This window comes from Shewanella sp. SG44-6 (genome assembly GCF_014164185.1).
Lineage (GTDB): Bacteria > Pseudomonadota > Gammaproteobacteria > Enterobacterales > Shewanellaceae > Shewanella > Shewanella vesiculosa.
In genome coordinates this window covers 1-13,138 of sequence record NZ_JACJER010000126.1, presented here as the reverse complement: position 1 = coordinate 13,138, position 13,138 = coordinate 1, and the positions used below count along the sequence as shown (strand labels likewise).

At 37.0% G+C, this 13,138-nt stretch carries 13 protein-coding genes; 4 read left to right on the top strand and 9 right to left on the bottom strand.

Translation table 11 applies throughout. The features are described from left to right. Positions 1 to 90 precede the first annotated feature (90 nt). Positions 91 to 420: a Tn3 family transposase gene (locus H5185_RS17900; RefSeq protein WP_182742764.1), complete on the top strand. Its 330-nt coding sequence runs from the start codon at positions 91 to 93 to the stop codon at positions 418 to 420. Between the two features lie 169 nt (positions 421 to 589). Here H5185_RS17900 and H5185_RS17895 read toward each other — a convergent pair whose 3' ends face one another. The 6 genes from H5185_RS17895 to merR all read right to left on the bottom strand — a co-directional run bounded on the left by H5185_RS17895 (position 590) and on the right by merR (position 4,341). After that, positions 590 to 1,027: a MerR family transcriptional regulator gene (locus H5185_RS17895; RefSeq protein WP_008110853.1), complete on the bottom strand. Its 438-nt coding sequence runs from the start codon at positions 1,025 to 1,027 to the stop codon at positions 590 to 592. A gap of 113 nt (positions 1,028 to 1,140) precedes the next feature. Further along, positions 1,141 to 2,580, bottom strand: coding sequence for a mercury(II) reductase (gene merA / locus H5185_RS17890; protein WP_182742763.1), 1,440 nt, complete (start codon positions 2,578 to 2,580; stop codon positions 1,141 to 1,143). Between the two features lie 20 nt (positions 2,581 to 2,600). Then, positions 2,601 to 3,020 (bottom strand): organomercurial transporter MerC, encoded by a 420-nt coding sequence (gene merC, locus H5185_RS17885; RefSeq protein ID WP_008467331.1) that lies wholly within the window; start codon positions 3,018 to 3,020, stop codon positions 2,601 to 2,603. Then, complete coding sequence (merP, locus tag H5185_RS17880) at positions 3,020 to 3,304, bottom strand: mercury resistance system periplasmic binding protein MerP (protein ID WP_008110847.1); 285 nt, start codon at positions 3,302 to 3,304, stop codon at positions 3,020 to 3,022. The genes merC and merP overlap by 1 nt, the downstream gene beginning before the upstream one ends. A 46-nt stretch (positions 3,305 to 3,350) precedes the next feature. Further along, positions 3,351 to 3,698, bottom strand: coding sequence for a mercuric transporter MerT family protein (locus H5185_RS17875; RefSeq protein WP_016899520.1), 348 nt, complete (start codon positions 3,696 to 3,698; stop codon positions 3,351 to 3,353). A 190-nt stretch (positions 3,699 to 3,888) separates the two neighbouring features. Continuing rightward, on the bottom strand, positions 3,889 to 4,341 hold the full coding sequence (gene merR / locus H5185_RS17870; protein ID WP_008110844.1) for an Hg(II)-responsive transcriptional regulator: 453 nt from the start codon (positions 4,339 to 4,341) through the stop codon (positions 3,889 to 3,891). A 269-nt stretch (positions 4,342 to 4,610) separates the two neighbouring features. On the opposite strand from merR, the gene H5185_RS17865 reads away from it, so the two are divergent. Then, positions 4,611 to 5,234: a recombinase family protein gene (locus tag H5185_RS17865; RefSeq protein WP_008467336.1), complete on the top strand. Its 624-nt coding sequence runs from the start codon at positions 4,611 to 4,613 to the stop codon at positions 5,232 to 5,234. 31 nt (positions 5,235 to 5,265) lie between these two features. Here H5185_RS17865 and H5185_RS17860 read toward each other — a convergent pair whose 3' ends face one another. Beyond that, on the bottom strand, positions 5,266 to 6,351 hold the full coding sequence (locus H5185_RS17860) for a YecA family protein (protein ID WP_182742762.1): 1,086 nt from the start codon (positions 6,349 to 6,351) through the stop codon (positions 5,266 to 5,268). A gap of 596 nt (positions 6,352 to 6,947) precedes the next feature. Further along, entirely contained in the window at positions 6,948 to 7,736 is a 789-nt protein-coding gene (locus H5185_RS17855; protein WP_182742761.1) for a hypothetical protein, read from the bottom strand. A gap of 321 nt (positions 7,737 to 8,057) precedes the next feature. On the opposite strand from H5185_RS17855, the gene H5185_RS17850 reads away from it, so the two are divergent. Both H5185_RS17850 and herA read left to right on the top strand, forming a co-directional pair. Next, positions 8,058 to 9,323: an SIR2 family anti-phage-associated protein gene (locus H5185_RS17850; protein ID WP_182742760.1), complete on the top strand. Its 1,266-nt coding sequence runs from the start codon at positions 8,058 to 8,060 to the stop codon at positions 9,321 to 9,323. Next, a complete protein-coding gene (gene herA, locus H5185_RS17845) occupies positions 9,320 to 11,152 on the top strand; it encodes an anti-phage-associated helicase HerA (RefSeq protein ID WP_182742759.1) in 1,833 nt (610 codons plus the stop codon). The genes H5185_RS17850 and herA overlap by 4 nt, the downstream gene beginning before the upstream one ends. A gap of 496 nt (positions 11,153 to 11,648) precedes the next feature. On the opposite strand, the gene H5185_RS17840 is transcribed toward herA, so the two are convergent. Continuing rightward, a complete protein-coding gene (locus tag H5185_RS17840) occupies positions 11,649 to 12,830 on the bottom strand; it encodes an OprD family porin (RefSeq protein WP_259396251.1) in 1,182 nt (393 codons plus the stop codon). Positions 12,831 to 13,138 lie beyond the last annotated feature (308 nt).

Below are 13,138 nucleotides of genomic sequence, written 5' to 3'. Positions count from 1 at the left end.
TTTGAGCTGGATTTGACCAAGCAGGTTAAACCAATGTCATTTGAGTTGCTGGTTGATTAAATCTTTATTATTCAGTTAGTTATACTCGAAGTGGCTAATTCCAACACTTTTACCGGCCGGACCTCTATTACTTCAGTTAATGGCAATAAATTTCGTGGGGGGAATGATTACCAAGTATCACAATGGAACGATTGTGCTCGACTCATTTCAAATTGCATTATTTATTATAATTCCGCGTTACTATCGGCATTTTTACAAATCCAAGAGAGGAACGGTAGGCAAGATGTGGTTGATGTTATTTCTCGGCTTTCACCTGTTGCTTGGCAACACATTAATCTAAATGGGGAATATGCCTTTAATAAAGACCGCAAAGAAATCGACTTAGCTGGTTTACTTAGTGATGTAGAATCAATAAGTTAAAGAATGCCATCTGTTTGTATTTCTAATTCAAAAGGTACTGCGCATCAAAGTGCCATTAAAAATTGGAGGTGTTGATATTCTATATGCTTGATATATACAAGCTAACATTGATAGAAAACAGATAAGCTAACAAGTTTTTAGTCGAGCCATGAACTGTTCTATAATTGTTCTAATTGCAAAACTCTTCAATTTGGTTTGTTACTAGATTTAAAAATACTTTTCTATGCTCGATTTTAGTAAGTAGCAGCTTTTGGATGTCTTCAGGAACTTTTCTTTCTCCTGCATCTATTGCCATTAGTAATGGCTTGATATCAACTACAAGAAGACCTGCCGCCCTTGCTGCTCGAATGAACTTTAATCTCTTTAATGCACATAAGCCGTAAAGTGAATGGCCTGACTTAGTTTTTTCTTCGCAGTGTACTAAGTTCTCAAGAACATAATTTCTTACCGTATGGACAGATGTTTGTGCAGCTAGTGCCAGTTGAGAAATACTCAAAGGAAAATCCAACGCATCATCATCACTACTAATGAACTTATTGATGTCAGGTATCTCTGTCAAAAAACTGACTTCACCAACAGGAATGTTTTCAACCTTAGATTTAATCATGATTTAGCATGCTTCCAATTTGTGTTGTTAATGGAATGCCTTAAGATATCTTGATTACATTCAATCAATTGGCACTCCATTAACATTTCTGTAAGTACATTACCGTTAAATGATTACCCTGCGCAGCAAGATAGCTCTTTAACGTCTTTGCTAAAGGTTTGAGCGCATAACTTCAATCCTTCAACCATCGTCAAATACGGAAATAGTTGACCTGCCAATTCTTCGACTGTCATTTTATTATGAATAGCAAGAGCCGCACTTTGAATCAGTTCTCCGCCTTCATGGGCTAAAATTTGTGCGCCTATCAGTTTTCCCGTGGATTCTTCAGCTACCAACTTGATAAAACCATCCGTTTCAAAATTTGCTAAAGCTCTTGGTACGTTTTCCATATCAAGTACACGACTTATCGTATTTATTCCTACCGCTGAAGCTTGTACTTCGGTTAGACCTACCGTAGCAACTTGTGGGTCGGTGAATATAACAGCAGGCATGGTAGATAAGTCGAGTTGCGCATTTCCACCTGTCATATTAATTCCAGCCCTACTTCCGGCAGCAGCAGCAACATAAACAAATTGTGGCATATTGGAGCAATCTCCAGCGGCATAAATGTTAGCTGTTGATGTTTCCATCATACTATTAACAACAATGGCACCACTTTTATCTGTTTCAACACCAATATTTTCTAAACCAAGCTTTCCAGTATTTGCATGGCGACCCGTAGAGATAAGCAATTTTTCAGCGATTAATGTTCCTTCGTTAGTTTCCAATGAAAAACCATTGCTATCATAAGAAACATGACTTGCTTGCGTATTATTAAGTACCCTAATACCTTCTTTTTCAAAGCACTCTGCCAGTTTTTCACCTAATAACGGATCTTCAGCATATAAAAGGGTATGTCTGGCTAGAATTGTCACACGGCTACCTAAACGGGCATAAGCTTGCGCAATTTCCAGAGCAACAACGGAGGAGCCGATGACAACTAGACTACTCGGTAACTCTTCTGCAAATAAGGCTTCTGTTGATGTCCAATAAGGTGTATCAACTAAACCCTTAATTGGCGGAATGCTTGGTGTAGAGCCTGTTGCAATTAAAATGCGATCTGCAACCAGCTCTTCTTCACTACCATCAGACTTGTGAACTAGCAAGGTATTTTGATTTTTAAAACGTGCATAACCTTTAAGTAAAGATAGCGCGGGATTACTCTCTAAAATACGTTGATATTTAGCATCGCGTAGTTCTTCGACGCGAGCGTTTTGCTGATGTGCTAATAAGGAGCGGCTAAGTTGTGGCTGAATATTTTCTAAACCATCAAACGGGTTAGTACGTTGCTGATGCGCTAATTGCGCAGCACGGATCAATATTTTTGAAGGAACACAGCCGACATTTACACAGCAACCTCCGATTACATCGGCTCCTTCAATGATAGTAACTCTTGCTCCGCCTTCTGCTGCTTTAATCGCACTGGCAAAGGCCCCTGAACCACTACCAATAATGGCTACATGTAATTGTTCTGGCTGGATGTCATTTGACGAGCAACAACTATTCGTTGACATATTTTATTCCTCTTAAAAAGTTAAGCGGTACAAGTTTCATCATCACAGCGTTTATTCGCAGGAGAAACCATGTCCCAAATTGATACAGCAACCATTAGTCCTAGCCCCGTATAAGTAACGTATGAACTCCACCCGTACTGGAACCAAGGGTATAAAGAGAGTAAAACCAAAATGGGGCCAATTGAACCGATAAAACTACGGTGCCATTGACGATGGCTAAACCAGCCTAAGATATTCATTGCCAGCGCTAATACTGCAAACAGTGGTAACAACGTATTGATAAATACCCCTTCCCACTGACTAAGAAATCCCATCCCAATTGCCGCACCAAGACTAGCTATCGCGGGAAAACACATGGCGCATCCCATTGCCGAAACAAGTGCACCTATAGAGCCTGCTTTATCTCCGATACGCGTAACTAGTTCTAAGGGGCTAAACATTACTTATTTTCACTTTTTAAATTTGAAGGGTAGCCAGCGTTGGTAGTCGCTGCAATTAATGCATTGATGTTGGTTTTAGTGTCATCAAAAGAAACAACAGCTAGCTTAGGCTTGTAGGTAACTTTCGCATTTTCAACGCCATCAACATTTTCTAATGACTTTTTAACTGTGATTGGACATGTCGCACAGTTCATCGTTGGCACTTCCAGTGTAACTGTTTTTACTTCAGCAAAAGCACCAAAACTAGAAAGTGAAAGCAGTGCGGTTAATAATAATTTTTTCATAATTAGCTCCAAATTTTAAAATGTTATAAATTTCTTGATCTGTATATTAAGCAAACAAAAGTATCCAATAATTACTGGTCACTAAAATTGTCGCAACTATAGCGCTCAGCCAGAAAATGACTTTTCGTTGTTGCTGTTTCTTAGGAATTGCACAGGCCGTTCCCGGCTCACACTCTTCTACAGGACGGTAAATTTTCCAACCTGAGTAACCAAACAACAACACTACAAATGCGATAAATAATGGCCTATAGGGTTCAAATGCAGTTAAATTACCAATCCATGAGCCACTTACCCCAAGTAATAACAGGAGCAAAGGACCTACACAGCATACGCCTGCGCCTAATGCTGCTATGATGCCTCCTATCATTGGAAGGTTTGATTCTTTTTGATTCATATAGATACCTCATTAAGTGATAATGCAAGTGTATTGCATGTACCTAAGTACGGAGTCAAGGGTGATTTATAAAAAATTTATCTTTGATAATCTGCTACGACAGATACGGGGAATAAGCTAACTTGAATTAAGGCGCAGAAGTAAAATTGGATATGCTGTTTTAGTGGGAAATGGTAGTTAAGTGAATCATTTACTTCGGTTGCAACGAATCAATTATTGGGCAGTGGCTATCGTCATCATTATTTTGGCATTGTCCTAAATGTTCTTCCAAAGCGTGTTCTAACAACAACAAGTCAGCCATCTTTTTTTGTACTGCGATCAGTTTTTTATTAGCTAATTCTTGTACTTTACTACATGGACTATCGTTTAACGCAAGTAACCCTTCAATCTCATTTAGCGTAAAACCTAATTCTTGAGAACGCTTGATAAAATGTATTCTATTTACCGTTTCTTTCGGGTAATGTCTATAGCCCTGCATAGGCTTTGGTGGTTGTTTAATTAAGCCTTTGCGTTCATAAAAGCGAATTGTTTCGACATTTACACTCAGTTCTTTAGCCAACATACTTATGGTTCGTTTAGACACGTTATCAATTACCTTACTGACTTTTTGTTTACTTACTTTATATCTAATTAAAGTGACCATCAATGAATACCAGTTTAAACATCGCTAATTGATTTTGTTTTTTCTTCTATTAAATAAGTAAAGTTACCGTTGTTACAACAATATTAAACCACAACAATGTATGGTTTATCCTTTTTCATTATCAAAGTCCAAATTAGTGTTATTACATGCAGTTCTACATGAGTACACCCTAAAGATACTGTTAATATATCACAGGCAATTACGTAATGACACCACTTAAATAAACCTATATGATATGACACCATCTAAATAGACCTAATTAGGCAAAAATGTTCATAAGAGCATATTTACGAGCATCAACTTCTGAGCAAGATGCAAATAGAGCAAAAAGCTCATTAAAAAAATTCGTTTCTGGCTTCAGCAAACGAATTGCTTCTTTTTATATAGAAAATAAATCTGGTAATTCTTTAGATAGACCAGAGCTAATTCGTTTATTGGATGAATCAGAGTCCGGTGATGTTTTGTTAGTTGAATCAATCGATCGTTTAACAAGGCTAAGCCCTGATGATTGGAAAACTCTTGTAGCCTCAATAAATGAAAAAGGAATTAGTGTTGTTAGTTTAGATCTACCAACCAGTCATTTAACATTTGGCAGTTTTCCAAGTGATGATTTTATGAGATCAATACTTAGTGCTATTAATAATATGCTGTTAGAAATATTAGCGGCCAGTGCATATAAAGAATATCGAGAACGTGAACGTAAGCAAAAAGAAGGTATTGTAAAAGCACAGCAAAAGGGACTTTATCACGGTCGTCAGCCTGATTTAGAGGCTCATGATAGGATTGCCTCGTTTACTGAAGCTGGATTTAGTATTAATAAAACGGCTGAAGCAGTTGGAGTTAGTCGAAGTACGGTAATTAGAGTTAGAAAAAAGCTTAAAAATTTAGACTAAGGTTAATTTCGAGGGGATGGGCGCAAAACCCCTAGTTGCGAACAACACGTTCCACCTTCCAGTTTGTATACTCATAATTACTAAATTCAACCGCTTCTCCATATTGGATCGACCTTCTTGCCATAGATTCTATTAATATTTTCTTATCATTCTTAAGCCCATTAAACCAACTCATAGAAAAGTAAGTATTCTCTATATAGCTAAAAGTTAATTCTACCAATTTACTTGGAAGGTCATTATGATTAATGCTAATTAAAGATTCGGCAAATTCAGAGCATTTCGTAAAAGTTTTAGGCCATGAAAAAACTAGAGCATGACCAGATTCTGTATTCAAAGTATTAACTGCAATATTCTCTACAAATTTGACACCCGGCGCTAAAGTTTGGATTCGCTTACCACTGATAGTGAAGTCAGGTGAAAAACAACCTGAAACTGCTATATTTAAGTCTCCCGTAAAGTAAACAGTTAGACTCTCAAAATCATCGTAGGCTTGAGACTTGTGGCTATTTGCATAAGTATTTAATGTTTCTTTAAAATCATCGATTCCTTTAAAAAAGCCTTGCTTCATTGAGTTCAGGTATCTCTGAAATTCAATTTGAGCTTCTACAGGCATACCTCTATCAACATGTTGACTCATGAAAGGTAACCCTTTAACAACGCTGATTTTTTTGAAGTACTCTAAAGCTACAGCTCTATAGCCAGCGATAAGACTTTGATTTTTGGAACCGTAATATAGTTCATCTTCAATGGGGCTAAACATTTCCTTATCGTGTTTCGCACAGAAGCCCTTGAAAGTAGATGCCTTTTGCCAACCTAGTTTTAAAACGACATCTTTTCCGTTCTGATCATTTCTGAAGCAATATACATGATTTGATTCATCAGCTATCGACTTCAATGGCCCTTTCTTTTGAATTGTATGAGCGTCAATAATCTTTCTACTGCAAGAACCATTAGATGAATCAGGATGCATACACTCTTTATGAAATGTCTTTGACTTTAGGTCAGCAATGAGTCGGTTGATTGAGTGTGCCTCTTCAGTAGATCTATTTAAATGGCATTTTTTATACTTCTTACCAGACCCGCACCAACACGGATCATTTCTCCCAACTTTGCTCATTTGTAAGCCCCCAACTCTCGTTGCCTTTTGGCCCCAGCGTATAACCCACTTCCGCTGATTCGCATATAGCGCACCTTATTACATGTATTGACTTACGTTCATGATTAGCACTTACCCGATTTGTGGTTATCAGGAAAAACGTCCTCTCACGATTTTGTTCCCATTCGGCATAAAGCCGAATATTGTTACATTGTCAGACTCGCTGCTTTATTCAGAGTCTTAGGGTCATCTGGTGATACAGATGGTTCACTATTATCGCGGTGAACAGCCCTTCATACGACTTCAGGTCGCACGGACATTTCCGAGTTAGAATTTTAAATCAAATACGTGAGTTTCGGATTAAAATTCCTATAGGTAAAGCCTCTCTTGAGAAGTTTGTTCGCAGCCAAATGCTCAATGCTTAGATAAACATACATGCTGCCATAAATACGATGCGAGCTATTTGATACATACGAAGCAATGATTGATTACTAATGCTTAAACTAACTGATACTTTAATGTTCATGTTTTCAATCCTGTTGTGGAAGTTACAACATGATAAGTCGTTCTATCCGCTACCAGACATGACACTAAAAACGAAAATTAGAAGAATAGTGTCAGGGTGCCATTCTAATTACTTGCCTCTCAGTTAAATTCGGAATGTCAAAAACCGTGGCTGTAGTAATCGTCACGATATCACGCAAAGGTTGGCCTGTTTGATCTCTAAGCATTTGTGTCAACTTGCGAACAAAATAGCTACGTTTAGCATTTGGATGATTCGGTTTATCCAACTTCACTGATGTTGAAGATTTAGCACCAGCGATGCCTATATCATCATCTGAGTCCGTTTTAGCGATGTCGAATAAAGCATCACTCAACAATTTAGGCAATAGATCCGGCCATGACTCGTAAAATGGTTTCGTTTTCTTATGTTGTTCTGGATCTGTTGCTGGATCTAATATTTTGAAAGAGTGTGCCACGACACTGCGGAGCATGTGCTTTTGTCTCTTTACCAAGTATTGCTCCTGATAGATACGATCATAAGCACTATGCTGAACAAGTTGTTTTAACTTTAACGCAGTTTCCCTAACCTCAATTAGCCAATTAGAGTATTCTTTGGGAGTGAGGTTGTAGGGTTTCATATCCAAGAACAACAAGGAACGCTGCACCATTGAACAAAACAGTGTGGGTTTAATATTGTACTTTGGTAACCGCTCCCACACACTTTTCATATCTTCATAAGTTAGAAGACGATCCAATACATCAGCATCGTCAGTTTCAGGCTCAAGCATAGGAAATTTATGATACCAACATTCTACTTCAGTAGCTTTTTCTTCCCACACAGATATAACTGATGTAGGTGCCCATTTAGGGAAATTGGGTCTTTTCATTCTAAAGTTTGACATAGTTTCTCTAAAATTTAACCAAATACTATAATTGGCGGTTAACGGCCCGTTGAGCCAACTGTTATTTGTCCTGCTTGAACGGCTTGTGTACGCCCAGCATGACCATTAACTAATGAGGTGAACTTGTTTATGATATGAGCATCCAGCGTTAATACCTTCAAACCCTATTGGAAAACATACCCACTAATCGCTATCGCCATAAAACTATAAGGTCCATTATCCTGAATCGCGATTGGTACTAAAAAGTTGGATAAGTCATTGTATTAAGATTACAAAAGAAGCACAATTCTAACATAATTTGATTGTTATCACGGAACGAAAATGAGTGAATTTATCTTCCAAGGAAGTAGCCATATCTCTGAAAAAGACTTTAAAAGTCATTTAGGCTCTTTATGCCAATTAGAAAACATAGGAGTCCTTCTTGGTGCTGGTGCATCGGTAGGGTGTGGCGGCAAGACAATGAAAGATGTATGGCTTGATGCAATAGACAGTACGCCTAATCTACCCAGTGAATTACTTGCTTTTAAACTCATAACTCAAGAAAATATCAATAATCAAGATGTAAATGTGGAGCAACTTTTAGATCAAGTAACTCAATATTTATCGGTATACAAAAAAACATCACCATTAAACACCGAGACAGATTTTGAGTCCCAACCAGTAGGCAGGCTTCAGAAAATTCTACTTTGCTTATATCAATCCGTAACCAAAGCGGCACTACTAGTAAAACAAGAAGCTTTTGGTGATGAGAACTTAGGATCTCAAGAGCAATTCAAATCTCACCGAGAACTGCTTGAAAAATTAATTTCAAATCGCCAGCCTGGTCAAGCCGCTCCGATGCTATTTACCACCAACTATGATCTCTCCTTAGAGTGGGCTGCTGAAGAAATAGGCATTCAACTTGTGAATGGATTTTCAGGGCTTCACACAAGAACTTTTCAACCTCAAAATTTTGACTTGAGCTTTAGAAACGTCAATGCAAAAGGTGAGGCCAGATTTGGGCACTATCATGCCTATTTGCATAAACTGCATGGCTCCCTGTCTTGGGTTCAAGAACATGACAGTTATATTAAAGAGATCCCTTCAGCTCTAGCGAAGAACCGTTATATTGATCCATTGCTAAAAGGCGAAGCTGTATATGATAAGCAGTTCTTAATTTATCCTGGTGCCAATAAATATCACCACACGATCGGTTTTGTCTACGGTGAGATGTTTCGCAGGTTTAGTGAGTTTCTATCAAAACCTCAAACAGCCATTTTTGTAAATGGATATGGCTTTGGTGACTATCATATCAATCGAATCATTCTTGGGGCTCTTCTCAACCCTTCACTACATATTGTTATTTTCTATCCTGAGCTCGATACAATATCGACAGATACAGCTAATTTAAATGAAGCACAAAAATGCATCAAAAAACTTAAATCACTGTCATTAAACCAAATTACAATTGTTGGCGGAGATGACAAAGCCTACTTCAATTCATTTGTTAAATATATTCCAAAGCCTGTGTTATTCCCCAGAGATACTTCCACTCAAGATCTTGTAGCCGCTATTAATGATCTAGTTCAAAGTGGAAATCAGATATGAGCATAGAAAGCGTCGATTCTATTGGGTATGTTGTTGCGCTTGAAGGCACAAAAATTCGCGTTAACTTACTTGAGGGACACAAAGGTCAATTAGCATCTCACCGACGAGGGGTAAGCTCAGTCTCTCAACCTGGCGATTTAATTGGACTAGATGCTGGCACTAACCTTGTTATTGCTAGAGTCACTGATATGGCATTTGTTGATCCAGACAAAGCTCATTCTTCTAATGTCGGCACAATGAATGTAACTGATATCCCACTAAGGCAACTCATTGCATATTCTGTGGGCTATGTATTTCTGGATGGTGAAACTCGAAAGTTTATTTCCGAAAACTGGAAATTACCAACATTAGGAGCAAAAGCGATTCCCCTGTCGAGCGACTATCTAGAAACTATTTATGGCGTAAATGAAGATGAAAAAGACTCCACAATTGAACTAGGGCGAGACTCAAGAACTAAAACGACAAGAATCAATGCTGGTCTCAACTCTCTACTTTCTAGACATTTGGCTGTTCTTGGTAGTACTGGTTATGGGAAATCAAATTTTAATGCACTGTTATCACAAAGAATACGTGAAAAATTTACAAAATCCAGACTCGTTATTTTCGATATAAATGGTGAATATGCTGATGCATTTATCGGTCAAAAACGAGTGAAAGAGACCATTTTGGGTAGCATCCCACATTCAATAACTAGTTCAGTTATATTTGAACCTGTGCCGGCACCTCCTTTTTTTGATGGTAAATACCCTGTCTATCATCGAATACCTTATCAAGCATTTGGCTATGCGGGATTAATCAAATTATTAAGACCAAGCGATAAAACACAATTACCAGCACTACGAAATGCATTGAAGTCACTTCATATGGTGTGTGTAAATCCTAATGGGTCCATACTGACTGGTGAAACAATACCGCCTTCTACCACTCAAACTTGGTTTGAATTAGTTGATGATTGTCGACAAGATGGACAAAAGGACTTAAGCCAGTGGCTTAAAAAATTGAGAAGCAATTCACTTGGATATTTTCCAACATGGCCACCTTTTAATGCGCTAGCTAACCTTGTTGCTGAGTTTGGCTGCCAAGCATATACACCTCAAGGCGAAAGCAAAAGAGATGCATTTAGTTATGGTAACGTATTGCCATTAGTTAAAATTATTCAACAGCTTGTAGATGATCCACGCTTCAGGAATGTAGTTAACTTATCTGGAGGGCAAGTTATCAAAGACCCGATGACTATGTGGAATGAAGAAGTTGAGAATGAAGTTGATTATATTTTTGGTAAAAAATCGGGGGAACCACAAGATTGGGATGTTCATATCATTAACTTAAAAAATATAGCAGATGATCATGCTCCAATGATTTTAGGTTCACTTTTAGAAATGTATTCGGATGTATTATTTAAAAGAGGCCAAGATAAGAATTATCCAACCATGCTGCTTTTAGAGGAAGCACATCACTACCTTAGAGATCCCTTCGCAGAAGAAGGAACTCAACTTAAAGCATATGAAAGGCTTGCAAAAGAAGGGCGTAAATTTAATTGTTCTTTACTTGTTAGCACTCAACGCCCATCAGAGCTATCGTCGACTGTTCTCGCCATGTGTTCGAATTGGATCTCGCTGCGCTTAACTAATGAACGAGACATCAATGCATTAAGACATGCGATAGAAAATGGTAATGAACATACTCTTAGCGAAATATCAGGTTTACCTAGAGGCGATGCTATCGGTTTCGGCTCGGCATTTAATATTCCTGTTAGATTTACGATTGATAAAGCGGAGCCTAGCCCTAAGTCTTCAGATGCTGCATTTGCTTCTATATGGTCGACATAAATTATTTTGATATATCAATTCGGATGACGATTAAGGAATCAAATAAACGAAAACTTTTACAGAAGAATATTGATTAGCTTTTGTATAGCAAAATAGAGGCAAGCAAAGTGAAGCAATGCTTTAGTTCTAACAAGTTTTGGGCAAAAACAAGTTTGAGTTACAAACGTAATTTAACCTCTACAGTAGTCTTATAAAGTAGCAGCCGATATTTCTTAGCCACTACTGCTAGTGATGTAAAATAGTTATAAAATATCCGTCGGTTTGTGATTTAATTTACTTAGTTCTAAAATACACTCCAGTGGAGGTCGTTTGTAAAAGTGGACATTGAGACAATTATCAACCGACAAGTTTTTGATCACTTTTAATCATCTAGAGGTAATTTATCATGTAAAATTGTAAATCCAAGCAGATTAATACGGCCTGAATTTACAATTAAAATAACATTGACAGGGAATCAACCTTTATCAAAAATAAAATTTTTAATAAGTTATAACCGCTAAAAGCTATAAGAGAATTTTGTCCTTAAATCAGTAGCATCTTTTTGATTATTTTCATAATCCAATATTGAAAAATCAACTGATATACCGCAATTAGCTAGTTTACCATCAAATTGATATGCAAGATTAACCGTCCATTCATTTAAATCTTTTCCAACTATGGGATTGTCAAAAGATGTATAAAATAATTTACCTTTAATATTAGAGATAGTAGAACCTAACCCCAGTTGATACGAATTTGTGCCCGCTTCAAATGCAGCAACACCCGCAGTTTTAGTAGTTGCAGTAAACTGATAATAAGCTCCTTGACCTATGCCTCTAAAAACTCTATTTTCTCCTTCATTCCCTCCAGCTAATGTATAACCAGCGAAAAAATCTACTCCCTCTTGGCTGAAACCTACTTTAAAGCCCAAAAGATCATTATCAACTAGTTCATTTTTATCCCACTTAGTTTTGTAGTACTGCACCGCAATATAACTGTTAAAGTTAGTTGGCAATGTATATTCTACATCCGCATAAAGTGCTTGGACTTCATTTATTACATTTGCGTACTGTGAGTTAATTTTAACTTTTTTAGCTATCCGTTTATTAACTTGTGCGAAAAAGACGCCATCATTGCCTATTTTATAAAAGTCGCCAGGGGAACCAGAACCATTATAATCAAAATCAACAAATTCATTATCAACATAAAATGATTTATCTGTTCGAGTCTGATATTTAGTCACATAACCAATCGAAATATCAGTATCCTCAAAATGACTTGAAGATACCTGGTACATTTCAAAAGACTCTTTTATCAATCTTGAACCTGAGTTAGCGATCAAGGGTGATGAAAAGTGTTGTCTACCTCCAGAAAACACCGTACCACCAAACTGATACCTCAAAAAAGCTTCTGATAATACAAGACCTTGTGCGTTTATACTGCCCGCAGTTCTATCATCATCATCATTGATGTTACTAACGTATGATCCCTGTACTTCTCCTCCCAATTTAAACCCATTAAACTCTGATGTATTAAAAGTAACATTACCACCATTCACCCAAATCGAGCTATTCTCTGCATTTGAATCGTCAAAATCTTGTTCGAAATAGTACGATTTCGCTGTACCTCCAACATTACCATTGTGTATCCATTCAGAAAAATTTTCAATATCACCATTAGAGAATGCATTATTACTCATTGCTAATAGCACCAAAAAATATTTATTATATTTAAACATATAAACCTTATTAACGTTAAGTTACAAACAAGAAACTATATTGAGTAAAATAAAAACCAAAGATAAACAAATAAATTACAAACCCAATCAATAATACAAATAAAAAATTTTTTAACAGTGACCCACTTCACAACAAAAAATATCAAACCAACATAAATAACAGACTAAAATAAGACATAGGTTTAAAACCAAAGTTAAAAACTTAGGTGAAGAAAATATAAAAACAAGCACTTAAAGAAAAGAATTAAAACAACACTAAAATATTAAAT